Source organism: Kribbella koreensis, assembly GCF_039525325.1.
In the GTDB taxonomy this organism is placed as follows: domain Bacteria; phylum Actinomycetota; class Actinomycetes; order Propionibacteriales; family Kribbellaceae; genus Kribbella; species Kribbella koreensis.
Genome location: NZ_BAAAHK010000013.1, coordinates 677,976 through 704,842 on the forward strand (window position 1 = coordinate 677,976; position 26,867 = coordinate 704,842).

28 protein-coding genes are annotated in these 26,867 nt (G+C 68.0%); 22 read left to right on the plus strand and 6 right to left on the minus strand.

Features of this window, described 5'->3' with window-relative positions; translation table 11 throughout:
• The first annotated feature begins 146 nt into the window (after nt 1-146).
• Complete coding sequence (gene srmL, locus ABD116_RS27535) at nt 147-1,268, plus strand: PheS-related mystery ligase SrmL (RefSeq protein ID WP_343976306.1); 1,122 nt, start codon at nt 147-149, stop codon at nt 1,266-1,268.
• Here srmL and ABD116_RS27540 read toward each other — a convergent pair.
• The gene (locus tag ABD116_RS27540) at nt 1,162-1,764 is read right to left on the minus strand and encodes a hypothetical protein (RefSeq protein WP_343976309.1); all 603 of its coding nucleotides are present in this window, start codon (nt 1,762-1,764) and stop codon (nt 1,162-1,164) included. The two genes, srmL and ABD116_RS27540, sit on opposite strands and share 107 nt — an antisense overlap.
• Nucleotides 1,765-1,897: 133 nt before the next feature.
• Between ABD116_RS27540 and ABD116_RS27545 the strand changes: the two genes are divergently transcribed.
• Genes ABD116_RS27545 through ABD116_RS27555 form a run of 3 tightly spaced genes read left to right on the plus strand, consistent with a single transcriptional unit; the run spans nt 1,898 to nt 4,556 of the window.
• Nucleotides 1,898-3,208, plus strand: coding sequence for a sensor histidine kinase (locus ABD116_RS27545; protein ID WP_343976312.1), 1,311 nt, complete (start codon nt 1,898-1,900; stop codon nt 3,206-3,208).
• Nucleotides 3,205-3,849 carry a response regulator transcription factor gene (locus tag ABD116_RS27550; protein ID WP_343976315.1) on the plus strand — a complete coding sequence of 215 codons (645 nt, stop codon included), beginning with the start codon at nt 3,205-3,207 and terminating at the stop codon, nt 3,847-3,849. Before ABD116_RS27545 ends, ABD116_RS27550 begins: the two co-directional genes overlap by 4 nt.
• Nucleotides 3,849-4,556 (plus strand): DUF4097 family beta strand repeat-containing protein, encoded by a 708-nt coding sequence (locus ABD116_RS27555; protein WP_343976318.1) that lies wholly within the window; start codon nt 3,849-3,851, stop codon nt 4,554-4,556. The genes ABD116_RS27550 and ABD116_RS27555 overlap by 1 nt, the downstream gene beginning before the upstream one ends.
• On the opposite strand, the gene ABD116_RS27560 is transcribed toward ABD116_RS27555, so the two are convergent.
• From ABD116_RS27560 to ABD116_RS27575, 4 genes are read right to left on the minus strand one after another with little or no spacing between them, the layout of a single operon-like run.
• Nucleotides 4,553-5,947: a GntP family permease gene (locus ABD116_RS27560; RefSeq protein WP_343976321.1), complete on the minus strand. Its 1,395-nt coding sequence runs from the start codon at nt 5,945-5,947 to the stop codon at nt 4,553-4,555. The genes ABD116_RS27555 and ABD116_RS27560 overlap by 4 nt on opposite strands.
• A gap of 45 nt (nt 5,948-5,992) precedes the next feature.
• A complete protein-coding gene (locus tag ABD116_RS27565; RefSeq protein ID WP_343976324.1) occupies nt 5,993-6,622 on the minus strand; it encodes a bifunctional 4-hydroxy-2-oxoglutarate aldolase/2-dehydro-3-deoxy-phosphogluconate aldolase in 630 nt (209 codons plus the stop codon).
• Entirely contained in the window at nt 6,619-8,310 is a 1,692-nt protein-coding gene (locus ABD116_RS27570; protein WP_343976327.1) for an N-acyl-D-amino-acid deacylase family protein, read from the minus strand. Before ABD116_RS27570 ends, ABD116_RS27565 begins: the two co-directional genes overlap by 4 nt.
• On the minus strand, nt 8,307-9,611 hold the full coding sequence (locus ABD116_RS27575; protein WP_343976329.1) for a type III PLP-dependent enzyme domain-containing protein: 1,305 nt from the start codon (nt 9,609-9,611) through the stop codon (nt 8,307-8,309). Before ABD116_RS27575 ends, ABD116_RS27570 begins: the two co-directional genes overlap by 4 nt.
• A 115-nt stretch (nt 9,612-9,726) precedes the next feature.
• Between ABD116_RS27575 and ABD116_RS27580 the strand changes: the two genes are divergently transcribed.
• The 4 genes from ABD116_RS27580 to ABD116_RS27595 all read left to right on the plus strand — a co-directional run bounded on the left by ABD116_RS27580 (nt 9,727) and on the right by ABD116_RS27595 (nt 12,209).
• On the plus strand, nt 9,727-10,746 hold the full coding sequence (locus tag ABD116_RS27580) for a sugar kinase (protein ID WP_343976332.1): 1,020 nt from the start codon (nt 9,727-9,729) through the stop codon (nt 10,744-10,746).
• Nucleotides 10,743-11,480 (plus strand): IclR family transcriptional regulator, encoded by a 738-nt coding sequence (locus ABD116_RS27585; protein ID WP_343976335.1) that lies wholly within the window; start codon nt 10,743-10,745, stop codon nt 11,478-11,480. The genes ABD116_RS27580 and ABD116_RS27585 overlap by 4 nt, the downstream gene beginning before the upstream one ends.
• A 32-nt stretch (nt 11,481-11,512) precedes the next feature.
• Nucleotides 11,513-11,917, plus strand: a complete 405-nt coding sequence (locus tag ABD116_RS27590; RefSeq protein ID WP_343976337.1) for a RidA family protein — start codon at nt 11,513-11,515, stop codon at nt 11,915-11,917.
• A gap of 70 nt (nt 11,918-11,987) precedes the next feature.
• Complete coding sequence (locus ABD116_RS27595) at nt 11,988-12,209, plus strand: hypothetical protein (RefSeq protein WP_343976340.1); 222 nt, start codon at nt 11,988-11,990, stop codon at nt 12,207-12,209.
• Nucleotides 12,210-12,213: 4 nt separating this feature from the next.
• Here ABD116_RS27595 and ABD116_RS27600 read toward each other — a convergent pair whose 3' ends face one another.
• The gene (locus tag ABD116_RS27600; protein WP_343976343.1) at nt 12,214-13,101 is read right to left on the minus strand and encodes an SDR family oxidoreductase; all 888 of its coding nucleotides are present in this window, start codon (nt 13,099-13,101) and stop codon (nt 12,214-12,216) included.
• 89 nt (nt 13,102-13,190) lie between these two features.
• On the opposite strand from ABD116_RS27600, the gene ABD116_RS27605 reads away from it, so the two are divergent.
• The 14 genes from ABD116_RS27605 (at nt 13,191) to ABD116_RS27670 (ending at nt 26,828) form a co-directional block, all read left to right on the plus strand.
• A complete protein-coding gene (locus ABD116_RS27605; RefSeq protein ID WP_343976346.1) occupies nt 13,191-13,766 on the plus strand; it encodes a TetR/AcrR family transcriptional regulator in 576 nt (191 codons plus the stop codon).
• The gene (locus tag ABD116_RS27610) at nt 13,767-14,954 is read left to right on the plus strand and encodes an MFS transporter (RefSeq protein WP_343976349.1); all 1,188 of its coding nucleotides are present in this window, start codon (nt 13,767-13,769) and stop codon (nt 14,952-14,954) included. It abuts the gene before it with no gap.
• Between the two features lie 239 nt (nt 14,955-15,193).
• Nucleotides 15,194-15,817 (plus strand): 50S ribosomal protein L10, encoded by a 624-nt coding sequence (rplJ, locus tag ABD116_RS27615; protein ID WP_343976352.1) that lies wholly within the window; start codon nt 15,194-15,196, stop codon nt 15,815-15,817.
• 68 nt (nt 15,818-15,885) lie between these two features.
• A complete protein-coding gene (rplL, locus tag ABD116_RS27620; protein ID WP_343976355.1) occupies nt 15,886-16,272 on the plus strand; it encodes a 50S ribosomal protein L7/L12 in 387 nt (128 codons plus the stop codon).
• 260 nt (nt 16,273-16,532) lie between these two features.
• Nucleotides 16,533-17,480 (plus strand): ABC transporter ATP-binding protein, encoded by a 948-nt coding sequence (locus tag ABD116_RS27625; RefSeq protein ID WP_343976358.1) that lies wholly within the window; start codon nt 16,533-16,535, stop codon nt 17,478-17,480.
• Between the two features lie 97 nt (nt 17,481-17,577).
• Nucleotides 17,578-18,351: an MlaE family ABC transporter permease gene (locus ABD116_RS27630; protein ID WP_343976361.1), complete on the plus strand. Its 774-nt coding sequence runs from the start codon at nt 17,578-17,580 to the stop codon at nt 18,349-18,351.
• Between the two features lie 2 nt (nt 18,352-18,353).
• A complete protein-coding gene (locus ABD116_RS27635; RefSeq protein WP_343976364.1) occupies nt 18,354-19,184 on the plus strand; it encodes an MlaE family ABC transporter permease in 831 nt (276 codons plus the stop codon).
• 3 nt (nt 19,185-19,187) lie between these two features.
• Nucleotides 19,188-20,504 (plus strand): MCE family protein, encoded by a 1,317-nt coding sequence (locus tag ABD116_RS27640; RefSeq protein ID WP_343976367.1) that lies wholly within the window; start codon nt 19,188-19,190, stop codon nt 20,502-20,504.
• Nucleotides 20,501-21,532 (plus strand): MCE family protein, encoded by a 1,032-nt coding sequence (locus tag ABD116_RS27645; RefSeq protein WP_343976370.1) that lies wholly within the window; start codon nt 20,501-20,503, stop codon nt 21,530-21,532. Before ABD116_RS27640 ends, ABD116_RS27645 begins: the two co-directional genes overlap by 4 nt.
• Complete coding sequence (locus tag ABD116_RS27650; protein ID WP_343976373.1) at nt 21,529-22,557, plus strand: MCE family protein; 1,029 nt, start codon at nt 21,529-21,531, stop codon at nt 22,555-22,557. Before ABD116_RS27645 ends, ABD116_RS27650 begins: the two co-directional genes overlap by 4 nt.
• The gene (locus ABD116_RS27655; protein WP_343976376.1) at nt 22,554-23,741 is read left to right on the plus strand and encodes an MCE family protein; all 1,188 of its coding nucleotides are present in this window, start codon (nt 22,554-22,556) and stop codon (nt 23,739-23,741) included. Before ABD116_RS27650 ends, ABD116_RS27655 begins: the two co-directional genes overlap by 4 nt.
• The gene (locus tag ABD116_RS27660) at nt 23,738-25,009 is read left to right on the plus strand and encodes an MCE family protein (RefSeq protein ID WP_343976379.1); all 1,272 of its coding nucleotides are present in this window, start codon (nt 23,738-23,740) and stop codon (nt 25,007-25,009) included. Before ABD116_RS27655 ends, ABD116_RS27660 begins: the two co-directional genes overlap by 4 nt.
• On the plus strand, nt 25,006-26,301 hold the full coding sequence (locus ABD116_RS27665; protein WP_343976382.1) for an MCE family protein: 1,296 nt from the start codon (nt 25,006-25,008) through the stop codon (nt 26,299-26,301). Before ABD116_RS27660 ends, ABD116_RS27665 begins: the two co-directional genes overlap by 4 nt.
• Nucleotides 26,298-26,828 carry a hypothetical protein gene (locus ABD116_RS27670; protein WP_343976385.1) on the plus strand — a complete coding sequence of 177 codons (531 nt, stop codon included), beginning with the start codon at nt 26,298-26,300 and terminating at the stop codon, nt 26,826-26,828. Before ABD116_RS27665 ends, ABD116_RS27670 begins: the two co-directional genes overlap by 4 nt.
• The last annotated feature ends 39 nt before the right edge of the window (nt 26,829-26,867 follow it).

Below are 26,867 nucleotides of genomic sequence, written 5' to 3' on the forward strand. Positions count from 1 at the left end.
ATGAGGCAGTACGGGCAGCGATTTCTGCGCCCCGGCCGGCACAGTGGTGCCGACGGGGTGAGTCGCTGCTGCGCTCTCTCCTGAGGTGACCGCGGCCGGTCGGGGTGTCTGTTCCCCGGACCCGCTGCTCACAGGAGAGAACCGAAATGTCTGTACTGACCGCTGAAGAACTGAACGCCAACCTTGCTCTGCGCGACCTGGCCGACCCGGCCCAAGGCCCGCACGCGATCCAACTGGTCGTCGACCAGATCCGCACCGCGCTCGGCCAGGCCTGGCCGTACACGGAGATCTGGACGCGCCGGGATCACCCCGTCGTCACCCTGGCCGACAACTACGACAACCTCGGGTACGCCGCCGGCGCCGTCACCCGCGAGGAGCGCTACACCCGCTACGCCTCACCAACCCAAGTACTGCGAAGCCACACCTCCGCAATGATCCCGCCCGCCCTGCGCGAGCTGGCTACATCAGAGGCATCCGACGTGCTGATGGTCTGCGCCGGCATCTGCTACCGCCGCGACTCCGTCGACTGGCAGCACACCGGTACGCCGCACCAGCTCGACCTCTGGCGGATCAGCCGCAACGTCACGCTCGGCGAGCCCGAACTGGAAGCCATGATCGCCAAGCTCGTCGAGACCGTCCTCCCCGGCCAGACCTACCGCACAGTCCCTGCCGTCCACCCGTACACGATCCACGGCCGCCAGATCGACGTCCTGCTCGACGACCAATGGATCGAGATCGGCGAGTGCGGAGTCGCGGCTCCCGCGGTACTCCGCAAGGCCGGGCTGGACGAGAGCTGGACGGGACTCGCGATGGGCCCCGGTCTCGACCGGCTGCTCATGTTGCGCAAGGGGATCAGGGACATCCGCTTGCTCAGGTCAACCGATCCACGAGTCGCCGAGCAAATGCTGGACCTCACGCCGTACAAGCCGGTCTCGGCGATGCCCGCCGTACGCCGCGACCTGTCGGTCGTGGTCGGCCCCGACGTCGACATCTCCGACGAGGTGCTCGGCGACCGGGTCCGGCAGGCCCTGGGCGCCGACGCCGAGGCGGCGGAGTCGGTCGAGGTACGCGGCGAGACGTCGTACGACGACCTGCCCGCGGCTGCTCGCGAACGCCTTCAGCTCACAAAAGGACAGCGGAACGTGCTGGTCAGGCTGGTCCTCAGACCGCTCGACCGGACGCTGACCGATGCTGAGGCCAATCGACTACGCGATCGGGTCTACTCGGCGCTACACGAGGGACCCGTGCTGGAACTGATAGGCCGATAGTCACCCGCTCGGGACGCGGCCGGAGGGTCCTGCTGGCGAGAACGAACGCGCAGATCGCCAGCGGGACCTCCAGCACCAGGCCTTGGGCGAGCGCGAGTCGGTGGTCGAGACCGGGACCGGAGGTGTTGATGTCGAACCAGGCGTCCGCGATCAGCAAGGTCCCGGCCGCGACCGCGGTCAGCGCCGCGCGCGGATCGTGGCGGCGCAGGAGGAAGGCAGTCAGACCGGCGGTCACCGCGATGGCCAGGTCGAGCCCGATCCAGGCGAGGTTCCAGTTGTTGGCCTCGTAGGTCGACGGCAGGGTGGCGGCAAGGATCAGCACCCAAGGCAGCAGCACGACCGCCACTCCGCCCGCGACCAGGGTCGCGATGCCGACCGCGGATCGGCGCGGACGGATCTTCCCGTCCAGCCGCCCCTCGGCCAGGTAGTCGTCCAGCGCCTCGGCGACCCGGTCGTCGATGGCGTCTCCCAGCACGTTGTTCATCAGCGTCGTCATGCCCTCGAGAATTCCTCGATGTGTGCCATGGCACAGCCCGGCCAACCCACGAACCGGACCGGGGGATAACCCCCGGTGGGTTCGGGGGTTTCCCGGCTGCCGGGTGATCACCCAGCGCCGTAGGTTGTTGCCTGTGGCCAATACCCCCAGCGAGAGCGCCGTGCCCCGGACGCCGTGGGGGCTGTGGCGTTCGCCGTACCTGTGGCTGGCGACCGTGCACCTGGTACTGGACACGGCTGTCGTGGTCGGCGGGGGACTGCTGGTCCTGGCGTTGCTCTGCGTGGGGGTGCTCGGGTTGCCGCTGGCGTACCTCGGCCTGCCACTCACCGTCTGGGCGAACCGGGGCGTGTACGCACTGGGCGGCATGGAGCGGTCCCGCGCACTGCTGACCCGCAACCAGGTGATCCGCGGGCTCATCCCGCCGCAGCGGACCGGTTCGACCATCGCCGACGCCCGGGCCGCACTGTCCGACCGGGGGCTGTGGCGTCAGGTCCTGTACTTCGTACTGCTGCTCCCGCTCGCGATGCTCGGCCTGGCCGGGGTGGTCCTGGCCTGGTCGGTACCGCCGGTGCTGATGGCGCTCCCGCTGTACTTCTCCAAGTTCGCGGCTGCCCAGGCGCAGCTGGGTCCGTTCACCGTCGACGCGGCCGGCGAGGCGCTGAGCGTCGCAGGGGTGGCGCTGGTCTTCCTGCTGCTCGTCTCGCCGCTGCTGATCCGCGGGCTGTCGGCCAGGGATGCCCAACTGGCCAGGGCGTGCCTGGGCCGGTCCGAGACGGGTGAGCTGGCCGAGCGTGTCGATCAGCTGGTCACGAGCCGGCAGAAGGTCGTGGACTCGGCTGAGGCTGAGCGCCGCCGGATGGAGCGGGATCTGCATGACGGCGCTCAGCAGCGGCTGGTCTCGCTGGCGATGACGCTCGGCCGGGCCAAGAACAAAGCGGCTGGTGTGGATGGCGGGTTGCAGGAGCTGATCGCTGAGGCGCACGCGGAGGCGTTGCTTGCGATCGGCGAGCTACGGGATCTGACCAGAGGGCTGCATCCTCCGGTACTGACCGATCGCGGGCTCGACGCGGCGATCTCGGCGGTGGCGGCCCGGGCGCCGTTGCCGGTGCGGGTGGAGGTACAGGTGTCGCCGAGGCCGTCTCTGACGATCGAGGCGATCGCGTACTTCGTCGTCACCGAGGCGCTGACCAATGTCGCCAAGCACGCCAAGGCAGCCCGGGCGGAGGTCAGCATCCACCGCAACGACGACGTACTGCGCATCACCGTCACCGACGACGGCAAAGGCGGCGCCGACGCAGACCTGGGCACCGGCCTCCGCGGCCTCGCCGACCGAGTCTCCGGCGTCGACGGCAAGTTCGCCGTAGTCAGCCCCCTCGGCGGCCCGACCATCCTTACCGTCGAGGTCCCCTGTGGCCCGGACACACAGCCTGTGGAGGACCGATGAGAGTCGTGATTGCCGAGGACTCGGTGTTGTTGCGGGAAGGGCTGGTGCGGCTGCTGGACGAGCAGGACTGCGAAGTACTGGCTGTGGTCGGAGATGGGGACGGGCTGCTCAAGGCGGTCGATGAGCATCGGCCGGATGTCTGTGTCGTCGACGTGAGGATGCCGCCGACCTTCACCGACGAAGGGCTGCGGGCAGCATTGGTCATCCGCCGGCGGTCGCCGGAGATCGGGGTGCTCGTGCTCTCGCAGTACGTCGAGGAGCGGTATGCGAGCGAGCTGATCGGCAACAACCCCGGCGGTGTCGGCTACCTGCTCAAGGACCGCGTCGCGGACGTCGACCAGTTCATCGACGGACTCCGCCGAGTCGCGGCCGGTGGTGCCGCGCTCGACCCCGAGGTGATCTCCCAACTCCTGGTCCGATCCCGCAAGGCTGACCCACTCGCAGCCCTGAGCCCGCGCGAACAGGACGTCCTAAGAGCGATGGCCGAGGGACGTTCGAACGCCGGCATCGCGCAGGCGCTCGTGGTCGGCGAAGGCTCGGTGGAGAAGCACATCAGCAACATCTTCGCGAAGCTCGGCCTGGCACCCACCGACGGTGAGCACCGGAGAGTCCGCGCAGTACTGAAGTTCCTGGAGAGCTGATGAGTCTCACCGGAGCCCAGCGCAGGCTGCTCACCCTCGGCCTGATCCCGGTCATCGCCCTGGTCCTTGGCGGTGGTGCCGTCACCGTCGCCACGATTCGCGGCAAGGTCGACTACGACGTCTCCTCGGCCTACGCCCTGCCGCGCAACGGGGTCAGCATCGTCACCGACGTACCGGTCACGGTGACGCCGAGCACCGACGACAAGGTGCACGTCACCGTCGGCGGGACCTACACCAAGCTCGAGCCGTCGGTCGACGTGCGCAAGTCGGCGGGGGAGGAACTGCAGATCAGCACGGCCTGCCGCGGTTCGGGCTGCCGGATCGACCTGACCGTCCGGGTGCCGAGAGCCGCCTCGGTGAAGCTCACCACCTCGGGCGTCTCGGTCGACCTGGTCGGGCTGGCCGGCGATGTCCGGCTGGTCGTCGGCAACGGCTCGATCAACGCGGTCCAGCTGCAGAGCCAGCAAGTGTCGGTGAACGCCCGGAACGGCTCGGTGGATCTGTCCTTCGACAGCCCGCCGCGCAACGTCGTGGCGAACACGACGAACGGGTCGGTTCAGCTGCTCGTACCGACCGGTTCGTACGCCATCGACGCCGCCGCACTGAACGGCAGCACCCAGCTCGACCTGCCCAACGAGCTGGGTGCTGAACGTCAGCTCCACGTGCGCACCACCGGCGGCAGCATCACCGTGGCAGCGTCCGACTAGATGATCACCCAGAGCAGGGAGGCCATGCCGAAGCCGACCAGGGAGAGGATGGTTTCGAGGACCGACCAGGTCAGCAGGGTTTCCTTGACGGTCATGTTGAAGTACTTCGCGACGATCCAGAAGCCGCCGTCGTTGACGTGGCTGAGGATGATCGAGCCGGCGCAGATGGCCGCCGCGATCAGCGCGAGATGCGCCTGCGAGTAGCCGTCGGTCGTCAGCAGCGGGCCGACGATGCCACCGGTCGTCACGATCGCCACGGTCGCCGAGCCCTGCGCGATCCGCAGACCACACGAGATGACGTACGCGAGCAGCAGCACCGGAAGGCCAGCACTGGAAAGGCTCTTTGCCAGAGCGGCACCGACACCGGTCGCCGAGATGACCGCGCCGAAGAAGGCGCCGGCGCCGACGACGAGCAGGATCATGCCGACCGGCTTGAGCGAGTTGCTGCTCAGCTCGCTGAACTCCGCGTTCGTCATGCCACGCCGTACGCCGAGCAGGTAGTACGCAAGCAGGACGGCCAGCAACAGCGCCACAGCCGGGTTGCCCAGGAATGTGAGGAAGCTCAGCAGATCGCGATGCGGGTCGAGGATCAGGGTGCCGAAGGTCGCGCCGAGGATCAGTACCAGCGGCAGCAGGATGACCGCCATCACCAGCCCCAGTGACGGTTCGGGCTTCTCCTCGCCCTCGACCTCGGCGGCGATGAACTCGTCCGGCACGCTCACCGGCACCCGGGGAGCGATGTAGAGCGGCCAGACGATGCCGGCCACGGCGAACGCGGGCAGACCGCAGGCCAGGCCGATGATGATCAGCCAGCCCATGTCGACGTGCAGCAGTCCGGCGACGGCGGTCGGACCGGGGTGGGGTGGCAGGAACGCGTGCGTCATCGAGAGGCCGGCCAGGACCGGCAAGGCGTAGAGCACCAGCGACTTGCCGCCGCGCTTCGCGGCGACGTACACGAGCGGCGCGAGCACGAAGATGCCGATGTCGAAGAAGACCGGGATGCCGAAGATCAGGCCGACCAGGCCCATCGCGACCGGGGTGCCCTTCGGCCCGAACAGCTTCAGCAACCGGCGGCTGAGCACGTCGGCGCCGCCGGACTTCTCCAGCAGCGCGCCGAGCACGGTGCCGAGGCCGATGATGACGGCGATATGGCCGAGGATGCCGCCGAAGCCCTTCTCCAGCACGGAGTCGCTCGACTTGAGCGCCGTACCGACGATGGTCCGGACGTTCAGCCCGGCGGCCAGGGCCAGGAACAGGCCGGTGGCGAGCAGCGAGATGAACGGTTCGAGCTTGATCTTGATGATCAGGAACAACAGCAGCGCGATGGCCACCAGACACAGCAGCAGCAAGCCTGCGGTGTCATGGTGCAGCCAGTCGATGGCTCCGGACATGGGGACGCTCCGAGGGGTGGGGTGGGGGCGGAATGGGGGCGGGACTCAGCTCAATGCGGCGCAGAAAGCCTTGGCGTTGCTGGTGATCTGGGACCAGTTGGCAGCGGTGATGTCGGCGGGGGAGACGACGTCGGTACCGGCGCTGACCGCGAGCGCGCCGGCTTCGAGGAACTGCTTGGCATTGCCGGCGTTGACGCCGCCGGACGGCACCAGCGGCACGCCGGGGAACGGGCCGTTGAGGTCCTTCAGGTACTTCGGGCCGAGGTGGTGCGCGGGGAAGATCTTGACCGCGTCCGCGCCGAGCGCCAGCGCCGTCATCACCTCGGAAGGGGTGAAGGACCCGAGCACGATGGGGATCCCGGCGTTCTTCGAGGCCGCGACGATCGCCGCGGCCTCGGGGCCCTGCCCGGGCGTGACCAGGAAGGCCGCGCCCGCGTCGATGGCTGACTGAGCCTGCGCGGCGGTCTGCACGGTACCGGCGCCGACCACTGCTCCGGTATCACCGGAAGCGGCCCGCTCGAGGTGCCGGGGGAGGTCGGGGGTGGTGAACGTCAGCTCGATCACATGGATGCCGCCGGCAACTAGTGCGGAGCACAGGTCGCGGGCGTCGTCGAGGGCCGGCGCGCGTACGACGCTCAGCACCCGATCGGCGCGGAGCAGGTCAAGGGTGGTCATCTAGGTCCTTCCTCAGGGGCGGCAGGGCCGGCAGGCGCAGCGGGGCCGGCAGGGGCAACAGGAGCGGCGGGGGCAACGGGGGCGGCAGAGGCGACATCGGTGCGGCGGATGGCGCGGCCGGGCAACGCGTCGGTGCGGTGGCCGTTCTCGATGACGGGGACGCCGTCGACCAGCACCCAGGGGATGCCCTCCGCCTGCTGGCGGGGGTTGTCGAAGGTCGCGGTGTCCCGCACGCCGGCGGGGTCGAAGAGCACGAGATCCGCGTGGTACCCCTCGCGGACCAGCCCCCGATCGGTCAGCCGCAGCCGCTTGGCGGGCCGGCCGGTGAGGTGGTGGATGCAGTCGGCGAGCTCGAGAACGCCCAGCTCACGGACGTACTGGGACAGGTACCGGGGGAAGGTGCCCCATGCCCGCGGGTGCGGTTTGCCGCCGACCAGGATCGCGTCCGAACCACCCGTGTGCGTCGGGTGCTTCATGATCGCCTGCACGTTCTCCTCGTGGCCGACGTGCTGCAGGATCGTCGTCGCGAGATTGTCGCGGATCAGCAGGTCGAAGAAGACCCAGGACGGCGGTTTGCCGATCCCGGCCGCGATCTCCGCGACGGTGTTGCCGACCGCGCCGCTGAGCGTCGCGTTCTTGACCCCGCCGATCTCGATCGTGTTCCAGTCGGTGACGCAGCCGTGGCAGCCGTCGGTGCCGATCTGCTCCAGCTCGTAGGTGATCCGCTCGCGGTCGGCCGGATCGGCCAGCCGGGCGAGCAGCGCGTCCGAGCCGCCCTCGGCGCTCCAGCTCGGCAGGATCGCCGACAGAGTGGTTGCCCCGGGCAAGTATGGATAGGTGTCGGTGGTGATGTCGGCGCCGTCGGCGAGCGCCTCGTCGATCATCGCGAGCAGGTCGACGCCGCGGCCCTTGTTCGGCTCGAAGTTCATCGTCGCGTGAGTCAGATGCAGTGCGCAGCCGGACTGCCGGGCGATGTCGATCATCTCGCCGTACGCCTCCAGCGCGCCCTTGCCGTAGGAGCGCTGATGTGGGCTGTAGTAGCCGTCGTACTCCGCGAGCACCTTGCACAGCTCGACGAGCTCCGTGGTGTCGGCGAACATGCCGGGCGTGTAGGTGAGCCCGCTGCTCATCCCGACCGCGCCCTGCTGCAGCCCCTGGGCCAGGAGCCGCTTCATCTCGTCCAGCTCGGCTGGAGTGGCGGGGCGGTTCGCAGTACCGACCACCATCATCCGCAAGGTGCCCTGCGGGACCAGGTACGCCGCGTTGCAGGCGATGCCCTGGTCGAGCCGATCCAGGTAGCCGGCGACGGTCGACCAGGAGAAGTCGAAGTCGTCGGGCTCGCCGTTCCAGCCCGCGATCTGGCGTCGTACCGCGGTTCTGGTCGGGTCGTCGATCGGGGCGAAGGACAGTCCGTCCTGGCCGAGCACCTCGAGCGTGACGCCCTGGCTGACCTTGGCCGTATGGTCCGGGTTGGCCAGGATCTGCAGGTCCGAGTGCGCATGCATGTCGATGAAGCCGGGGGCCACGACCAGCCCGGTCGCGTCGATGGTGCGGCCGGCACTGACGCTGCCCGGCAGGTAGTCGCCGATGGCCACGATCCGGCCCGCGTCGACGACCACATCGGCCCGCACGCCCGGTGAGCCGGTCCCGTCGATGACGGTCGCGCCGGTGATCAGTAGGTCTGTCATGAGAAGAAGGTTCGGACAAGGTCGACGATCACGGGGTCATCTGCGGCGGGATCGTCGATGACCGGGATCAGGCCCCACTTGTCGAATGTAGTGCAGGGATGGGACAGGCCGACCCGCAACTCGTCGCCGATCACCAGGGGGATGTCCGATGGGAAGCGCAGGAAGCCGTGCTGGTCGTTCATCTTCGTCACGGTCATGCCCTCGACCGGCCGCACGTGCTCGTCGGCGGATCGCGGCCGCAGCAGCTGCGGCTCGGGCAGGCCTTCGTCGAATGGCAAGTCCCGCTTACCGGCATCGAAGATCGCCAACCCTGGTTCGGGTTGTGAGGTGACCCGGATCCAGCCGTGCATGGCCGGCACCAGCTGCTCGCCATCCGTCCGCGGGTCGAGGCCCAGCGGCGAGATCTCCCGGTAGTACCCGTCGTCGTGCGCGATGTAGGCGCCGGACCGCAGTACGACCCTTGCACCTTCCTTAGCCAGCGGAGCGAGCACCTGCGCCACCTGCTCGAAGTACGCGCTACCGCCCGCACTGACGACCGGTACTACGCCGTCGTCGTACTTGAGGCTCTGGTGCACAGCAGCCAGGTCCCGCAGATAGGAGCGGACATGCTCGAGCCCCTCGTCGGAGGCCCCGTGCGCGATCGCCCCTTCATAGCCAGCAACCCCCGCAAGCCGCAGCGTCGGGGCAGCTGCAACTGCAGCGGCCACAGCCAGCGCTGTCTCGGCACCACGAGCCCCTGTCCGCCCACCGACACCACCGACCTCAACCAGTACGTCGAGCTGCCGCGCCCCCGCATCGACGTGTGCTGCCCGCGCCGCCTCCATGATCTCGACAGTGCGCACCGAATCCGCCCACACCATCACGCTGAACTCGGGGTCGGCCGCGAGCTCGTCGGCGATCCACCGGAGCTGCAGCGGCGAGACCACCGAGTTGGCGACCATCACCCGGCTCACCCCGTAAGCCCGGGCGACTCCTAGCTGGAAGACGTTCGCCAGCGTGATTCCCCAAGCGTCTGCCTCGAGCTGCTTGGCCCAGAGTGCCGGAGCCATCGTCGTCTTGCCGTGCGGCGCCAACTGGACCCCGTGCTCGGTACACCAGCGGGCGAGCGTCTGGACGTTGTGCTGCAGGCCGGGCGCGGACAGGGTGAGCAGGGGAGTCGGCAGCTCGGACAATCGCGGCTTGCCGGCCAGTACGTCGGCGACGGTCCGGCCCCAGAAAGCAGGCGGCAGCGCCTTGTCCCGCCAGCTCACCTGCTGGTCGGCCAGGGCTGCGACGGCGGCGGCATCGTACGAAGCTGACATGACGTCCTCTGCGCTGGTTGCGTTCTGCGCAACGCTCGTTGCGCATTCTGACGTCTCGGTTGTAGCATCACGCCAGAACTTCCGTCAACGACATCCCGCCCGAGAGGACTCATCGATGGCCGATCTGGTACCTCGGGCGGTCTGTCTGGGCGAGGCGATGATCATGCTCGCCGCCGAGACCGGTGCCCCGCTGGAGGATGTCGAGACATTCCGCCGGTCGGTCGGTGGCGCCGAGTGCAATGTCGCGGGTGGACTCGCCGCGCTGGGGATTCCGACGGGCTGGATCTCGCGACTCGGCGCCGACGGCTTCGGGCGGCACGTCTTGAGCGACCTGGAGAGTCGCGGGGTCGAGGTAGGCGGAGTAGAGGACGACCCGACCCGGCCGACCGGGCTCTACGTGAAGCACACGATCAACGGCCGGACACGGATGCACTACTACCGCTCCGGCTCCGCTGCGGCGGCTATGGATGCCGACTTCTTGGACCGGCCCGCAGTGCGCAACCGGTTGGTCGGTGCGGAGCTGGTGCACACCACTGGGATCACTGCGGCTATCTCTACGACGGCGGCTGCGTTGCTGGACCGGCTGGCCGCGCTGCGGGACACCCTGGGCTTCACCTTGAGCGTGGACCTCAACTGGCGGCCGGCGCTGTGGCGGGACACCGATCCTGCTCCACTGTGGCGACTGCTGCGGGCGGCTGACGTAGTGCTGATCGGTGCGGACGAGGCTGCTCTCTTTGCGGGCACCGGTGATCCCGACGAGCTGCGCGAGCTGTTCGGGGCGCGCGCGACCATCGTGGTGAAGTCGGATGCTCATGTGGCGCTCGCGCTGGAGCCGGGTGGGCGGCGTACCGAAGTACCGGCGCTCACCGTCGAGGTCGTGGAGCCGGTCGGTGCAGGGGATGCCTTTGCAGCCGGCTACTTGGCTGCGACGCTGCAGGGGTTGCCGATGGAGCAGCGGCTACGGCTGGGACACCTGAGTGCTGCGGCCGTGCTGGCTGTGCCGGACGACCATGCGACGCTTCCGGACGCCCGGGTGCGGCAGGCGTTGCTGGACTGCTCCGATGACGACTGGGCCAACACCCAAGTGGGTCCGGCCGGGATCAGGTCCCCAGCGCTGATGGGAGGTGTGGTGTGAGTCAGAGTTTGGCTAGAGCCCTGCAGATCCTGGTGAGCCTGGGGGAGGGGGACCGGTCGCTGGACCAGCTCGCTACCGAGCTCGACGTCCACAAGACGACAGTGCTCCGGCTGCTGCGGACCATGGAGGTCGAGCGGTTCGTTCGCCGCGATGAGGCGCACCGCTACCGGCTGGGGTCCCGGCTGTTCTCTTTGGCCGACTCCGCGAGGGAGCAGCACGTAGTACGGGCTGTTGCTGCTCCACATCTGCGGCAGCTCAACCAGCGGACCGGGCAGACGGTGCACCTGGCGGCATACGAGAACGGGCAGGTCATCTACATCGACAAGCTCGACAGTGTGCAGTCGGTGCGGATGTACAGCCAGATCGGCGTACCGGCGGCGCTGCACTGCACCGCAGTCGGCAAGGTGCTGCTCGCCGCGCAGCCGAAGCGCCAGCGGGAAGGCCTGCTGAACACCATCGAGTACCACCGGTTCACGCCGAACACGATCTCCGGCCCGGACGAGCTGCGCGACGAGCTCGACCTGGTCCGGTCGCAGGGATGGGCGCACGACCGGGCCGAGCACGAGTCGTTCATCAACTGCATCGGGGCGCCGATCACCGAGCGCTCCGGCCGGGTGGTGGGGGCCGTCTCGGTGTCGGTACCGGACGTTCTGCTCAACTATGAGCAGGTGCTGGAACTGCTGCCCGACCTGCTCGCCACCACGGCCGCCATCGGCGCCGACTACAGCAACTGACCTACGACAACTGATCGAGAGGAACCCTCGAAATGTCTGACAAGACCGCCATCTCCACCCCCGACGCCCCCGCGCCGATGCCGGTGTTCTCCCAGGGAGTCCGCAAGGGCAACGTGCTGCAGGTGTCCGGCCAGGGCTCGGTCGACCCGGAGAGCGGCGCGTTCGTCAACGAGGGCGACGTCAAGGCGCAGACCACCCGCGTCCTGCAGAACATCGAGGCGATCCTGAAGGCCGGCGGCGCCACCTTCGACGACGTCCTGATGCTCCGCGTCTACCTCACCACCCGCGACGACTTCGCCCCGATGAACGAGGCCTACGCCGAGTTCGTCACCCCGCGCACCCCGAGCGGCATCCTCCCCTCCCGCACCACCGTCTTCACTGGCCTCCCCCTCCCCCAGATGCTGGTGGAGATCGACGCCCTCGCCGTCCTCTCCTGACCCGGGCCGCTCCAGGCACATGGTGCTTATGCGATAGCACCATGTGCCGACTTCCGGCGATGATGGCCAGATGAGCGGACAGCCCGAGAGCACGCCATCTGAGTCGCCGATCGGATCCGGTGACCTTGCCTCCACCCCGCTGGGCGCCCCGCGCAAGTTCGTCTCGTGCCCTGAGTTCGCAGTGCTGTCCCGTTCTGCGCCGGATGTCGCGCTCGAAGCTTTCCGTGCTGACCAGGACACTCTCGTCAACCAGGAGTCAGACGACTTCCATCTGCCCAGAGACAAGGCCTGACCGCTTACTTGTGGAAATAGCTGTTTGTCTTCAGGTCTTCCAGGAGGGTTGGGCCGGTTGGGGTCCAGCCCAGGAGGGTTTGGGTGGCGGTGCTGGACGTTAGTAGGTCCATGGCGAAGAAGCCGCCGAGCCAGCCGAGGTGGGTGATTGCGTCCTCCGGGGTGACGGAGGTGGCGGGGAGGTTCAGGCCGTCAGCTATTGCTCCGGCGATTGCGTGGGTGCGGACGCCTTCCTCGGCGACGGCGTGCATGATGGCGCCGGCCGGGGCCTTGTTGATGCCTAGGGCAACCAAGCGGGCGGCGTCGGAGCGGTGGACGGCGGGCCAGCGGTTGGCGCCGTCGCCGACGTACGCCGAGAAGCCGGCCGCCCGGGCTCCGGTGACGAGCATCCGGATCAGGCCGTGGTCGCCGGCGCCGTGGACGGTCGGGGCGAAGCGTACGACGATCGGGTGCACGCCCTTGTCCTGGTAGGACAACGCGAGGTTCTCGGCTCCGCCGCGAGGGCTATCGGGGCCGTGGTGCGGGGAGCGGTCGGCCTCGGTCGAGGCGCGGCCAGGGACCGGGTTCATTCCGCCGGCGATCAGCAGCCGTCGCCCCGACCCGGCGAGTTCGTCGCCGATCGTCTGGACGGCGATCCGCTCGGCGTTGTTCGCGGCGGCGTCGAAGGTGTGTTTGTTCGCCAGGTGAATGACCGCGTCGGCGCCGGCCGCGCCGGTCCGTAGTACCTCGAGATCGTCGAGGTCGCCGCGCAGTACCTCCACGCCCTTGGCGGCCAGTGAAGCCGCGGAAGCGTCCGAGCGGGCGAGGCCGACGATCTGATGTCCGTCGGCGAGCAGTTCGTCGACGCTGGCGGAGCCGATCCAGCCGGATGCTCCGGTGACGAATACGCGCATGGGATTCTCCTCGGAAAAGTTATGTCAGTGGCTGACATCAACCACACTAGCTCGCTATGTCAGTCACTGTCATCAACTAGACTGTCCGCATGGTGCGATGGGAGCCGGGCGCGACGGATCGGCTGCGCGTCGCCGCGCTGGAGCTGTACGTCGAGCAGGGCTTCGAGCAGACGACGGTCGGCGAGATCGCCAACAGCGTCGGACTGACCGAGCGCACCTTCTTCCGGCACTTCGCCGACAAGAAGGAAGTCCTCTTCGACGGCCAGGACCAGCTGCGGCAGGCGTTCGTCGACGGCATCGCCGCCGCGCCGCCGAGCACCCCGCTGGGCCTGGTCGCCACCGCGCTGACCCAGGTCGCCGAGTACTTCACCGAAGACCGGCGTACCTGGTCGAGAAAGCGGCATCAGGTGATCCAGGCCAACCAGCCCCTCAAGGAGCGCGAGCTGCTGAAGCTCGCCGGCCTCGCGACCGCGGTCACCGAAGCACTCCGCAAGCGCGGCATCAAGGACCCGGCGGCGACGCTGGCGGCAGAGACCTGCGTCACCGTCTTCTCGATCGCCTTCGTGCAGTGGATCGCCGACGGTGAGACGCGATCGCTGGCCGAGGTGGCCCGGGATACGTTGAGTGAGTTCAGGATCCTCGCCTTGGAGACAGCCGAGCCTTAAATGGCAGACCCCGTCAGCCTCTGGAAGATCGCGCCTTCGGTCTATCTGCCGGCGCTGCTGTACGGCATCGGCTCAGGGGCGATCGCGCCCGTCGTCGCACTCTCCGCGCTCCAGCTCGGCGCTCCAGTCGCGGTCGCCGGTCTGGTCGTCGCCGCTGCCGGTCTCGGTCAGGTGATCGGCGACATCCCGGCCGGCACGCTGGCGACCCGTGTCGGGGAGCGCCGCGCGATGGTGCTCGCCACCGTCCTGGTCACCGCCGCGCTGGTCGGCTGCCTGGTCGTACCGACGGTCTGGGGTCTGGCGATCGCGATCGCCCTCACCGGGGTCGCCGGAGCCGTCTGGAACCTGGCCCGCCAGGCCTACCTCAGCGAAGCAGTGCCGCTGAACATGCGGGCCCGCGCGCTCTCGACCCTCGGTGGCGTCAGCCGGATCGGCTCGTTCATCGGCCCTTTCGTCGGCGCCTTCGCGATGAAGTTCCTCGGTACCGACGGCGCCTACTGGGTCCATCTGGTCGCCGCCGCGCTCGCCTGCGTGGTCCTGCTCAGCCTCCCCGACATCGAGTCCGTACGCCGTAAGCGCATGGCCAACCCAGTAGTCATGCAATCGACCGCCGCCGTCATCCGCGAACATCTGCCGGTACTGCGAACGCTCGGCTCCGGCGCACTGCTCGTCGGCGCGGTCCGAGCCTCTCGTCAAGTCGTGATCCCGTTGTGGGCCGAGCATCTCGGCCTGGATCCGCAGACCACCAGCATCATCTTCGGCATCTCCGGGGCCGTGGACATGCTGCTCTTCTATCCGGCCGGCTCCGTGATGGATCGCTTCGGCCGCAAGTGGGTCGCAGTACCGTCGATGTTCGTTCTCGGGCTGGCCCACCTGCTGCTGCCGCTGACCCACTCGGTCACCTCGCTGACGGCGGTCGCGCTGCTGATGGGAGTCGGCAACGGCCTGGGGGCCGGCGTGATCATGACGCTCGGCGCCGACGCCTCGCCACCCGTCGGCAGGGCGCAGTTCCTCGGCGCTTTCCGGTTGTTCGCCGACGCGGGGAGTGGGGCGGGACCGTTCATGGTCGCCGCGGTGACGGCGGTGGCCGGGCTCGGGCCCGCAGTACTCTTCATGGGACTGGTCGGCTGGGGCGCCGCGACCGCGATGAACCGGTGGATCCCGGCCCGTCCGCAGGCGCCGGAGTAACCGATTTGGTCGTCGTGTCACCGGCGGTTACTCTTGACTCTGCCGAAGACCGCTGGTCGTTGCTCCCGGAGCAACTGAAAGTCCCATGAATTTCGTGGGCGGCCCGCGCAGGTGACAAGTAAGTGAAGCAGTTTCTTTCACGCCCTTGCGCCTGCGCAGGGGCGTTTTCGATTTTCTGGGTCTTGGCTTGCGCGGCAAGAGAAGCCAACTCTGCGGATTCGCAGAGCGGAAGGAGACCCATGGCGAGGCCGGACAAGGCAGCCGACGTCGCGGAGCTGACTGAGAACTTCAGAAGCTCAGGCGCCGCCGTACTGACCGAGTACCGCGGACTCACCGTGGCGCAGTTGCGGCAGTTGCGCACTACGCTCGGTGACGACGTGCACTACGCCGTGGTGAAGAACACGCTGACCAAGATCGCGGCCAAGGACGCGGGTGTGGAGTCGTTCGACTCCCTGCTCGAGGGTCCGTCGGCCATCGCCTTCATCAAGGGCGACCCGGTGGTCGCGGCCAAGGGGCTGCGTGACTTCGCCAAGGCCAATCCCCTTCTCGTCATCAAGGGCGGTGTGCTGGACGGCAAGGCACTCGGCTCCGACGAGATCACCAAGCTCGCTGACCTGGAGTCGCGTGAGGTTCTCCTCTCGAAGCTCGCAGGTGCGATGAAGGCGGCCCCGCAGCAAGCGGTGTCGCTGTTCGCTGCTCCGCTCGCACAGGCTGCCCGCCTGTTCGCGGCGCTGCAGGACAAGCTGCCGGCCGACGCCGCCCCCGTGGCGGACGAGGCTCCGGCTGCGGAGACCGTACAAGACGCGGTCGACGCACCTGCCGAGGAGACGAGCACCGAGGAGACCGCTTCAGCTGACAGCTGACGCGTTCGATTCACTGCAGGACCCCAGTCAGTAATCACCTAGCAACACGTGAAGGAAGGACCGCCAAAATGGCGAAGCTCAGCACCGAAGAGCTGCTCGGTCAGTTCAAGGACCTCACCCTGCTCGAGCTCTCTGAGTTCGTGAAGGCCTTCGAGGAGGAGTTCGGCGTGACCGCCGCCGCTCCCGTCGCCGTCGCCGCTGCTCCGGGCGCCCCGGGTGCCCCGGCCGAAGAGGCCGCGGAGCAGGACGAGTTCGACGTCGTCCTGGAGTCGGCCGGCGACAAGAAGATCCAGGTCATCAAGGAGGTGCGTGGCCTCACGAGCCTCGGCCTGAAGGAGGCCAAGGACCTCGTCGAGAGCGCGCCGAAGGCCATCCTCGAGAAGGTCGACAAGGCTTCGGCCGAGAAGGCGAAGGAAGCCCTCGAGGGCGCCGGCGCCACCGTCACCCTCAAGTGACCTGTGCGGCCCAGCCGCACAACGAAGTGATACCAGTTGGAGGGCGGTCCTACGGGGCCGCCCTTCGGCATGTCTGGGGCGGGTCTAGGATTCCCAAGGTTCCGGTGCGTGACCGAAGCGTGACTCGTCGGTCATCGAACACTTGACACACAGGGGTTACGTAAAACCGTACTCGTGCGTAACCTAAGCAACCGCGCCCTCGTTGAACCGGCGAAAGCACGTCGGTCGGGGCTGCACGACGAACCCGTTGAGGAGGACCGGTGGGCGTAGAGGTCCGTGTCGAGGGACTGTCCAAGTCCTTCGGGAGCCAGCTGATCTGGGGCGACGTGTCCCTGACCCTGCCGGCCGGCGAGATCTGCGTCATGCTCGGCCCTTCCGGCACCGGGAAGTCCGTATTCCTGAAGACGCTGATCGGTCTGCTCAAGCCCGACAAGGGTCACGTGCACATCGAGGGCGTCGACATCGCGACCTGCTCCGAGCGGCAGCTCTACGAGGTCCGCAAGCTGTTCGGCGTGCTGTTCCAGGACGGCGCCATGTTCGGCTCGATGAACCTGTACGACAACGTCGCCTTCCCGCTGCGCGAGCACACCAAGAAGTCCGAGTCCGAGGTCCGCTCCATCGTGATGGAGAAGATGGAGATGGTCGGCCTGGTCGGCGCCGAGCGCAAACTGCCGGGCGAGATCTCCGGCGGCATGCGCAAGCGGGCCGGGCTGGCCCGCGCGCTGGTGCTCGAGCCGGAGATCCTGCTCTTCGACGAGCCCGACTCCGGCCTCGACCCGGTCCGGACGGCGTTCCTGAACCAGCTGATCATCGACCTGAACGAGATGACCCAGGCGACCTGCCTGATCGTCACCCACGACATCAACACCGCCCGGACGGTGCCGGACAACATCGGCCTGCTGTACCACCGGCACCTGGCCATGTTCGGCCCGCGCGAGATGCTGCTGTCCAGCGAGGAGCCGGTGGTCCGCCAGTTCCTGAACGCGCAGCGGATCGGCCCGATCGGCATGTCGGAGGAGAAGGACGCCGACGAGCTCGCGGCCGAGGCCGACCAGGAGCTGCCGCCGCTGCCCCCGATCCCGATCCAGCAGCTGCCCAGTTCCGGCGTACTGCGCCCGACCCAGCGCCCACCGGGCCAGTGGTGCGCGGACAACGGCGTGACGCCACCCCCCGGCTCCTTCGCCAGTGATGTGGTGACGACTCAGTGACTCCACTGAACGCCACGCTGCCGCGCGGCTGGTCACGGGGCTTGAACCCCCGCCCTTCCCTCGTCGCTTCGCTCCTCAGTCCAGGGCGGGGGGCCCCGTGACCGTCGACGCCACCGCCCCGCTGAAGCACGCAGGATCGCTCTTCGCTTTCGCGCTCGACACCGCTAGGGCCTCGGTCCGGCGGCCGTTCCAGCTGCGCGAGTTCCTGCAGCAGGCCTGGTTCGTGGCGAGCGTGACGATCATCCCGACCGCGCTGGTCGCCATCCCGTTCGGCGCGGTGATCGCGCTGCAGGTCGGCGGCCTGATCAAGCAGTTCGGCGCGCAGGCCTTCACCGGTTCGGCCGCGGTACTGGCCGTCGTCCGGGAGGCGTCGCCGATCGCGACCGCGCTGCTGATCGCGGGCGCCGGCGGCTCGGCCATCTGCGCCGACCTCGGCGCGCGCAAGATCCGCGAAGAGCTCGACGCGATGATGGTGCTCGGCATCGACCCGATCCAGCGCCTGGTCGTCCCGCGGGTGCTGGCCACCATGCTGGTCGCGTTCTTCCTGAACGGCTTCGTCAGCGTGGTCGGCGTGATGGGCGGCTACGTCTTCAACGTGGTCCTCCAGGACGGTACGCCCGGTAGTTACATAGCCTCCTTCACGGCGCTCGCCCACCTGCCCGACCTCTGGCAGGGCCAGGCGAAGGCACTGGTGTTCGGCTTCATCGCCGCGGTCGTCGCCTCGTACAAGGGCGTGAACGCCGGCGGCGGCCCGAAGGGTGTCGGCGACGCGGTGAACCAGTCCGTCGTGATCACCTTCATGCTGCTGTTCGTCGCGAACTTCTCGATGACGGCGATCTACTTCCAGCTCGTCCCGCCGAAGGGAGCCTGACGATGTCCTCGATCGTCGACACCCTGGTCAAGAAGCCGCTGAACTCGCTCGACCGGCTCGGTGAGCAGCTCGCCTTCTACATCAAGGCGCTGGCCTGGTCCGGCAAGTCGGTCACCCGGTACCGCCGCGAGATCCTCCGGCTGCTGGCCGAGGTGACGCTGGGCACCGGGGCGCTCGCCGTGATCGGCGGCACCGTCGGCGTGATCACCTTCCTGGCCTTCTTCACCGGCACCGAGGTCGGCCTGCAGGGCTACTCGGCGCTGAACCAGATCGGCACCTCGGCCTTCGCCGGCTTCGTCAGCGCGTACATCAACACCCGCGAGATCGGCCCGCTGATCGCCGGCATCGCGCTCGCCGCAACCGTCGGCTGCGGCTTCACCGCCCAGCTCGGCGCGATGCGGATCAGCGAGGAGATCGACGCCCTCGAGGTGATGGCGGTCCCGTCCCTGCCCTACCTGGTCACCACCCGGATCATCGCCGGGCTGATCGCGGTCGTGCCGTTGTACGTCGTCGGGTTGCTGTCCTCGTACTTCGCCACCCGGCTGACCGTGACCACCTTCTACGGCCAGAGCACCGGGACGTACGACCATTACTTCCATCTGTTCTTACCGCCGGGCGACGTGCTCTGGTCCTTCGGCAAGGTGCTCGTCTTCTCGGTCCTGGTGATCCTGGTGCACTGCTACCACGGGTACCACGCGACCGGCGGCCCCGCAGGCGTCGGCGTCGCGGTCGGCCGCGCCGTACGGACCTCCATCGTCGTGATCAACGTCGTCGACCTGCTGCTGTCGATGGCGATCTGGGGCACCACGACCACCGTCAGATTGGCGGGGTAGCCGATGACCAGACGACTGCTCGGTACCGCCTTCATCTTGATGCTCTGCTTCCTGCTCTGGCTGACCTACGCCTTCTACGCGAAGGTCTTCACCGCGACCGTCGACGTGAAGCTGCAGACCAGTCACATCGGCCTGCAGCTCAACCGGCACGCGGACGTGAAGTTGCGCGGCATCATCGTCGGCGAGGTCCGCGACGTCTCCACCGACGGCGACTTCGCCACCGTCCACCTGGCCCTGAAGCCCGACCAGGTGAAGGAGATCTCCGCCCAGGTCAGCGCGCGGATCCTGCCGAAGACGCTGTTCGGCGAGAAGTACGTGGCCCTGGTACCACCGCCCGGCCCCGAAGGCCGCGCGATCAAGGCCGGCGACACCATCTCGCGGGACAAGACCGCGGTCGGCATCGAGATCGAGAAGGTGCTGAACGACGCGCTGCCGCTGCTGCAGGCCGTCGACCCGGCCGATCTGAACGCGACGCTGAACACGCTGGCGACCGCGCTGGAGGGTCGCGGCAGCGAGATCGCCGACACCCTCACCCAGCTCGACGGCTACCTGAAGAAGCTCAACCCGAACGTGCCGAACCTGATCGCGGCGCTGACCAAGCTGACCCAGGTCGCCAAGATCTACGGCGACGTCACGCCCGACCTGGCCCGCGCGCTGCGCAACCTGACCGTCACCGGCAACACGGTGGTGGAGAAGGAGAAGCAGTTGCAGACGTTCTTCACCGACGTGCAGACGCTGTCGACGACCGGCAACGCCTTCCTCAAGGAGAACGAGGACCGGGTGATCCGGCTCGGCGAGGTGAGCAGGCCGGTACTGGACCTGCTCGAGCGGTACTCGCCGGAGTTCCCCTGCTTCCTCAAGGTGATGACCGACACCATCCCGACGCTGAGCGACACGTTCCGGGACGGCCGGCTGAACATCAACCTCGAGCTGATCACCAACCAGCCCACGCCGTACCAGCCGAACGAGACGCCGGTCTTCGGCGACCACCGCGGCCCGACCTGCGTCGGCCGCAACTACACCGTGCCGGGGGAGCACCCGGGTCCGTACACGCAGGACAACCCGGCGCCGTACGTGACGGGTGTGGACGGCGTGATCGGTGACCACGGCAAGAAGACCCGCTTCCCGGTCAACCTGCAGCTCAACCGCGCGATGCCCGGCTTCGCCAGCGACACCGGCGGCGCCGGTACGCCGGCCGAGCAGAAGGTGATCGACGCCGTGGCCGGCCCCGCGATGGGCATCCCGGCGGACGAAGTACCGGACCTGACAACCCTGATGCTGGGCCCCCTGATGCGCGGCGGGCAGGTGAATCTCAAATGAAGCTGCTGGACAAGAAGACCTCGATCGACACCGTGCGGCTGGCGATCTTCGTCGTCGTCACCACGGTCGCGACGGCACTGCTGGCCGTGACGATCGGCAACATCAGTTTCAACGCGACCACGAAGTACCGGGCGGTCTTCACCGACGTGGTCGGGCTGAACAAGGGCGACGACATCCGGATCGCCGGTGTGCGGGTCGGCCAGGTCGACAAGATCGCGATCTACCAGGACAAACTGGCGATGGTCACCTTCAGCGTCGACTCCGGCCAGGTCCTCGACACCACGACGCACGCGACGATGCGCTACCGGAACCTGGTCGGCAACCGCTACATCGCGCTGACCGAGGGCGTCGGCGGCGGTACCCGGATGAAGAAGAACGGGATCATCGACAAGGACCGAACCGCGCCCGCGCTGGACCTGTCGGTGCTGTTCAACGGGTTCAAGCCGCTGTTCACCGCGCTCACCCCGAAGGACGTGAACCAGTTCGCGTTCGAGGTGATCAAGGTGCTGCAGGGTGAGGGCGGCACGATCGAGAGCCTGCTGGCCCGGACCGCCTCGCTGACCACCACGCTGGCCGACTCCGACCAGGTGATCGGCGACCTGATCACCAACCTGACCTCGACCCTGCAGATCGTCTCGCAGCGGCAGCAGAACTTCTCCCAGCTGCTGATCAACCTGCAGCAGTTCATCACCGGGCTGAGCCAGGACATCAACCCGATCCTCGGCTCGCTCGGCTCGATCAACTCGCTGAACACCAAGACGGCCGGCCTGCTGCAGCAGACCCGGGTGCCGCTGAAGGCGGACCTCGACCGGCTGCGCGAGGTCTCGACCACGCTCGACGACACCCAGGCGATCTGGGTGAAGACCCTGCAGAACATGCCGAACAAGCTCGAGACGCTGACCCGGACCGCGTCGTACGGGTCCTGGTTCAACTTCTACCTGTGCGGCTTCGACGGCAACGTCACGCTGCCACTGGGGGTCCGCATCCCGATCAGCCACGACGTCAACTCCGCGAGGTGTGCGAAGTGAAGCCGTTCAGGGAACAGAACCAGGTCACCATCGGGGTGGTCGGGCTGACGGTGATCGGGCTGATCATGCTGGCCGCGTTCAAGGCGCAGGATCTGCCGCTGATCGGGGGCGGCACGAAGTACTCGGCGCAGTTCTCCGAGGCCGGCGGGCTGAAGCCGAACGACGAGATCCGGGTGGCCGGTGTCCGCGTCGGGCAGGTCCGCAAGGTGGAGCTCGAGGGCACGCACGTTCGGGTGGACTTCGTCGTCGACCGGGGTGTGAAGCTGGGCGACAAGACCGGCGCCGAGATGAAGATCAAGACGCTGCTCGGGCAGAAGTACCTGAAGCTCGACCCGGAGGGCGGGGGAGAGCTCAAGGAGGGCTCGGTGATCCCGCTGGCCCGGACCATCGCGGCGTACGACGTCGTGGACGCGTTCACCGACCTGGCCAACACCACCGAGCGAATCGACACCGCACAGCTCGCGAAGGCGCTCGACACCTTGTCGGCGACCTTCAAGAACACCCCGGAAGAGGTTCAGGCCTCGCTGACCGGGCTGTCCCGGCTGTCCCGCAACGTGGCCAAGCGCGACGAGCAGCTGAAGCTGTTGCTGCAGCACTCCGACGTGGTCACCAAGGTCCTTGCCGATCGCAACCAACAGCTGATCAAGCTGATGAAGGACGGCAACACCGTGTTCCAGGCGGTGCAGGCACGCCGGGCCCTGATCCATGAGTTGCTGGTCTCGACGCAGAAGCTGGCCGCGCAGGTCAGGGCGCTGGTGCAGGAGAACCGCAAGGACCTCGCGCCGACGCTGACCAAGGTGAACGCGGTGCTGGCGACGCTGCTGAAGAACCAGGACGCGCTCGACGCCAGCATCAAGGGGCTCGCGCCGTACGCGCGGGTGTTCACCAACACGCTCGGTACCGGGCCGTGGTTCGACACGTACGTGCAGAACCTGGTGCCGGTACCAGAGATCCCGTTGCCGCAGATCCCGATCCCGGGGCTGCCACCGATCCTCAGCGGACTGACCGGGGGTGCGGGCCGATGAAGGTTGCGTCCCTGTCCCGGCTGATCGCGTTCGGCGTGGTCGTGGTGATCCTCGCCGTCAGCGTCATCTCGTTGTGGCCGCACCCCGAGCGGGTGAGCGCGACGGCGTACTTCCCGCGCGCGGTCAGCGTCTATCCGGGCTCCGATGTGCGGATCCTCGGCATCAAGGTCGGCGAGATCGAGAGCGTGACGCCGGCCGGCCGCGCCGTGCGGGTGAAGTTCTGGTGGGAGGCCAAGCACAAGGTGCCGGCCGACGCGAAGGCGGTGATCGCGTCGCCGTCGATCGTCGCGGACCGCTACATCCAGCTCACCCCGGCGTACTCCAAGGGCGCCGTGATGGCCGACGGCGCGTCGATCCCGCTGGACCGCACGGCCGTGCCGCTCGAGCTGGACCAGATCTACCAGAGCCTCAACGACCTGTCCGTCGCGCTCGGGCCGAAGGGCGCCAACGACCAGGGCGCGCTGTCGCGGCTGCTCGACGTGTCCGCGGCCAACCTGAACGGCCAGGGCAAGAAGCTCAACCAGACCATCACCGACGTGTCGACGCTGACCACGACCCTGTCGAGCAACTCCAAGAGTCTGTTCAGCACGATCCGGCAGTTGCAGACCTTCGTCTCCGCGCTGGCCGCGAACGACGGCCTGGTGAAGCAGTTCAACGCGAACTTCGCCGGCGTCACGACGACGCTGGCCGGCGAACGCCAGGACCTCTCGGCCGCGCTGTCCACGCTGGCGGCGGCGCTCGGCGAGGTCGCGAACTTCGTCAAGGACAACCGGTCGTTGCTGAAGACGACGATCTCGGGCGCCACCGACGTCTCCCAGATCCTGGTCAAGGAGAAGGCCGCGCTCGCCGAGATCATCGACACCGCGCCACTCGGCCTGGGCAACCTGGCCCGCGTCTACAACCCGCAGTTCGGCACGCTGGACCAGCGGATCAACCTGGCCCAGCTGGACGACCCGGCGACCTTCATCTGCTCGCTGCTGCTCCAGGCCAACCAGCCGTTGTCGACCTGCTCGGCGCTCAAGCCGGTCTTCAACGCGTTGCCGAAGCTCCCGCTGCTGAGCGCCATCACCGGCTCGGGCGGCCCAGCCGGTACGCCGTGGGCACCGGCCCCGCAGCCCAAGCTCCCCAGCCCCGACCCCGTCGACGACACCCTCGGCGGCCTGGTCCCGGGTGGTTCGCGATGAGGCGCCGTACTACGAGAAGCGGCGGCGCGGCTCGTCGGCGTACCGGCCTGGTGGCGGGTGTCGTTGCGATGTCGACCCTGCTCAGCGGGTGCGACTTCAGCGTGTACTCCCTGCCGTTGCCGGGTGGCGCCAAGATCAAGGGGCCGTCGTACACGGTGACCGTGGAGTTCACCGACGTACTGGACCTGGTGCCGAAGTCGTCGGTGAAGGTCGACGACGTCACCGTCGGCACGGTCGAGAAGGTCTGGCTTGACGGCTACGTGGCCAAGGTCCGGGTCAAGCTGCCGAAGAGCCTCGACCTGCCCGACAACGCCCGCGCGACGATCCGCCAGACCAGCCTGCTGGGCGAGAAGTTCGTCTCGCTGGAGCAGCCGTCGGGCAGCGAGAAGCCGCACGGCAAGCTGGAGAACGGCGAGCTGATCCCGCTGTCCCGGACGACCAGCAACGTCGAGGTCGAAGAGGTCCTGTCGGCGCTCTCGCTGCTGCTCAACGGCGGTGGCGTGGCCCAGCTGCAGATCATCACCCAGGAGCTGAACAAGGCGCTGACCGGCAACGAGCCGGCCATCCGCAGCGTGCTGACCCAGCTGAACACCTTCGTCGGCACGCTGGACCAGAACAAGCAGAAGATCGTCACCGCGATCACCGCCGTCGACCAGCTGGCCAAGCAGCTGAACGCGCAGAAGACGACGATCGCGACCGCGATCGACTCGCTGCCCAAGTCGATCGCCACCCTGGACAAGCAGCGCGCCGCACTGGTCAAGACGCTGCAGGCGCTGGCCTCGCTGGGCAATACCGCGACCCGGGTGATCACCGAGTCTCAGAAGGACCTGGTCGCCAACCTGCAGTCGCTCTACCCACTGCTGACCAAGCTCGCCGAGGCCGGTGAGAACCTGCCCAAGGCGCTGCAGCTGATGCTCACCTACCCGTTCCCGGACGCCGCGACGGGTGCGGTCAAGGGTGACTTCACCAACCTGAACATCACCCTCGACGTGAACACGCAGAAGGCGCTGCAGGGCCTGCTCGGGCTGAACCTGCCGAACGTCGGCCTGACCCTGCCGACCACCGAGATCAGCCTGCCGCTGCACAACCCGCCGAAGTTCCCGACCAGCAAGCCGACGGCCGGCGGTCTGCCGCAGCTACCGGTCCCGACCGGCGCGGGGACCACCTGCGTGACGATCCTCGGCCTGCCGGTCTGTACGCCGAAGCTCAACCGCGCCGGGTTCGACCCGGAGCTCGCGAAGGTCCTGATGCCGGGGGTGGCCAAGTGATCACCAGAACGGTCCGGATCCAGCTGATGGTGTTCCTGCTGATCACCCTGCTCGGGGTCTCCTACGTGGGCGCCAAGTACGCGCAGGTCGACAAGCTGCTGTTCGACGACGACTACACGGTCAGCGCCAGCTTCGCCGAGTCCGGCGGCATCTTCTCCGGCGCCGAGGTGACGTACCGCGGCCAGCCGGTCGGCCGGGTCGGCGAGCTGAAGCTGCTGTCCGACGGCGTCGAGGTCAACCTCGACATCGAGAAGAAGACCAAGATCCCCAACGACCTGCTCGCGGTGGTCGCGAACCGGTCCGCGATCGGCGAGCAGTACGTCGACCTGCAACCGCGCCGCGACGGCGGGCCGTACCTGCAGAACAACTCCAAGATCAGCCGGCAGAACACCGCGCTGCCGATCGACACCACCGAGCTGCTGCTGAACCTGGACCAGCTGGTGAACTCGGTCGACAAGAACAGCCTGAAGACCACCGTCAAGGAGCTCGGCGACGCGCTCCGCGGCCGGGGCAGCGACCTGCAGAAGATCATCGACAGCTCCGGCGCGCTGATCAGCGACGCGGACGCCAACATCCTGCAGACGATCAAGCTGATCAACGACGGCAACACCGTGCTGGCCACCCAGGTGGCCAGCGGCGACGCGATCAAGACCTGGGCGAAGAACCTCGCGCTGCTGTCCGACACCCTGGTCAGCTCGGACGCCAGCCTGCGGGCCGTGATCGACAACGGCTCGGCCGCGTCGACCCAGCTGACCGCGCTGATCCAGGAGAACAAGGCCGACATCGCGGTACTGCTCGGCAACCTGCTGACGGTGAGCGAGCTGACCGCGGTCCGGCTGGACGCGGTCGAGCAGCTGCTGGTGGTCTACCCGGCGGTGGCGATGGGCGGATACGTCGTACCGGGCAAGGATCCGGGGACGGGGCACTACGACGCGCACTTCGGCCTCGTACTCGGCTTCAGCCCACCTGCTTGCCGGGCCGGGTACAACGGAACGGACAAGCGCGTGCCGCAGGACACCACCAACAAGCCGGCCAACGCCAAGGCGAGCTGTACGGCGTCGCCGGGGTCGGGGATCAACGTCCGCGGCTCGCAGAACAAGCCGACGCCGTCGACGCGGTCGTCCGACGCCAACCGGATCGGGTACGGCGTCGGGTACGACCCGGCCACAGGCGCTGCCGGTGGTACGGATGGAATGCCGTCGCTGGTGCTCGGCTCGACCGGAGGACAGGAAGAGATGCTCGGTAAGGACTCGTGGAAGGCCCTCATCCTCGGACCGGTGGCCGGCAAGTGACCGCGCCGCTCGTCACCCCCCGGCCGCCGGCCGAACGCCCGCGGCCGAAGGGCCCGATGATCGTGGCCTGGGCGCTCAGCGTGCTCGTGCTGGTCGCCCTCGTCGGCGCGACGCTGTCGGTGGTCGCGTTGCGTGGGCAGGACGCTCGCAAGAGTGAGCGCGAGGGGGCGATGAAGGCGGCCCGGCAGTTGGCGCTGGACTTCACGACGTACGACTACAGCACCTGGGACGCCGACGCGAAGCGGGTGCTGGACGACTCCACCGGGCAGTTCAAGGAGGAGTTCAAGTCGGGCTCGGACTCGGTCAAGACCGAGGTGGTCGCGAACAAGGCGACCTCCAAGGGCGATGTGAAGGAGGCCGCGGTGGTGTCGAACGACAAGGACTCGGCCCAGGTGCTGGTGATCGTGAACGCCGTCGTCACCAACACCGCCTCCAAGGACGGGGTGGAGCGCCGGTACCGGATCAAGCTCGACCTGGTCCGGGAGAAGGACCGCTGGCTCACCGCCGACTTCCAGGTGGTCGGCTGATGCCCCGCAAAATCGCCGGCCAACGCCGCCGCCCCGAAA

Coding starts and splice junctions, on each gene's coding strand:
- ABD116_RS27645 (WP_343976370.1), top strand. CDS start 20,501: ATGAAGCTGCTGGACAAGAAGACCTCGATCGACACCGTGCGGCTGGCG.
- ABD116_RS27600 (WP_343976343.1), bottom strand. CDS start 13,101: ATGCGCGTATTCGTCACCGGAGCATCCGGCTGGATCGGCTCCGCCAGC.
- srmL (WP_343976306.1), top strand. CDS start 147: ATGTCTGTACTGACCGCTGAAGAACTGAACGCCAACCTTGCTCTGCGC.
- ABD116_RS27550 (WP_343976315.1), top strand. CDS start 3,205: ATGAGAGTCGTGATTGCCGAGGACTCGGTGTTGTTGCGGGAAGGGCTG.
- ABD116_RS27560 (WP_343976321.1), bottom strand. CDS start 5,947: ATGTCCGGAGCCATCGACTGGCTGCACCATGACACCGCAGGCTTGCTG.
- ABD116_RS27595 (WP_343976340.1), top strand. CDS start 11,988: ATGAGCGGACAGCCCGAGAGCACGCCATCTGAGTCGCCGATCGGATCC.
- ABD116_RS27580 (WP_343976332.1), top strand. CDS start 9,727: ATGGCCGATCTGGTACCTCGGGCGGTCTGTCTGGGCGAGGCGATGATC.
- ABD116_RS27590 (WP_343976337.1), top strand. CDS start 11,513: ATGTCTGACAAGACCGCCATCTCCACCCCCGACGCCCCCGCGCCGATG.
- ABD116_RS27640 (WP_343976367.1), top strand. CDS start 19,188: ATGACCAGACGACTGCTCGGTACCGCCTTCATCTTGATGCTCTGCTTC.
- ABD116_RS27655 (WP_343976376.1), top strand. CDS start 22,554: ATGAAGGTTGCGTCCCTGTCCCGGCTGATCGCGTTCGGCGTGGTCGTG.
- rplL (WP_343976355.1), top strand. CDS start 15,886: ATGGCGAAGCTCAGCACCGAAGAGCTGCTCGGTCAGTTCAAGGACCTC.
- ABD116_RS27555 (WP_343976318.1), top strand. CDS start 3,849: ATGAGTCTCACCGGAGCCCAGCGCAGGCTGCTCACCCTCGGCCTGATC.
- ABD116_RS27660 (WP_343976379.1), top strand. CDS start 23,738: ATGAGGCGCCGTACTACGAGAAGCGGCGGCGCGGCTCGTCGGCGTACC.
- ABD116_RS27635 (WP_343976364.1), top strand. CDS start 18,354: ATGTCCTCGATCGTCGACACCCTGGTCAAGAAGCCGCTGAACTCGCTC.
- ABD116_RS27575 (WP_343976329.1), bottom strand. CDS start 9,611: ATGTCAGCTTCGTACGATGCCGCCGCCGTCGCAGCCCTGGCCGACCAG.
- ABD116_RS27565 (WP_343976324.1), bottom strand. CDS start 6,622: ATGACCACCCTTGACCTGCTCCGCGCCGATCGGGTGCTGAGCGTCGTA.
- ABD116_RS27540 (WP_343976309.1), bottom strand. CDS start 1,764: ATGACGACGCTGATGAACAACGTGCTGGGAGACGCCATCGACGACCGG.
- ABD116_RS27605 (WP_343976346.1), top strand. CDS start 13,191: ATGGTGCGATGGGAGCCGGGCGCGACGGATCGGCTGCGCGTCGCCGCG.
- ABD116_RS27570 (WP_343976327.1), bottom strand. CDS start 8,310: ATGACAGACCTACTGATCACCGGCGCGACCGTCATCGACGGGACCGGC.
- rplJ (WP_343976352.1), top strand. CDS start 15,194: ATGGCGAGGCCGGACAAGGCAGCCGACGTCGCGGAGCTGACTGAGAAC.
- ABD116_RS27610 (WP_343976349.1), top strand. CDS start 13,767: ATGGCAGACCCCGTCAGCCTCTGGAAGATCGCGCCTTCGGTCTATCTG.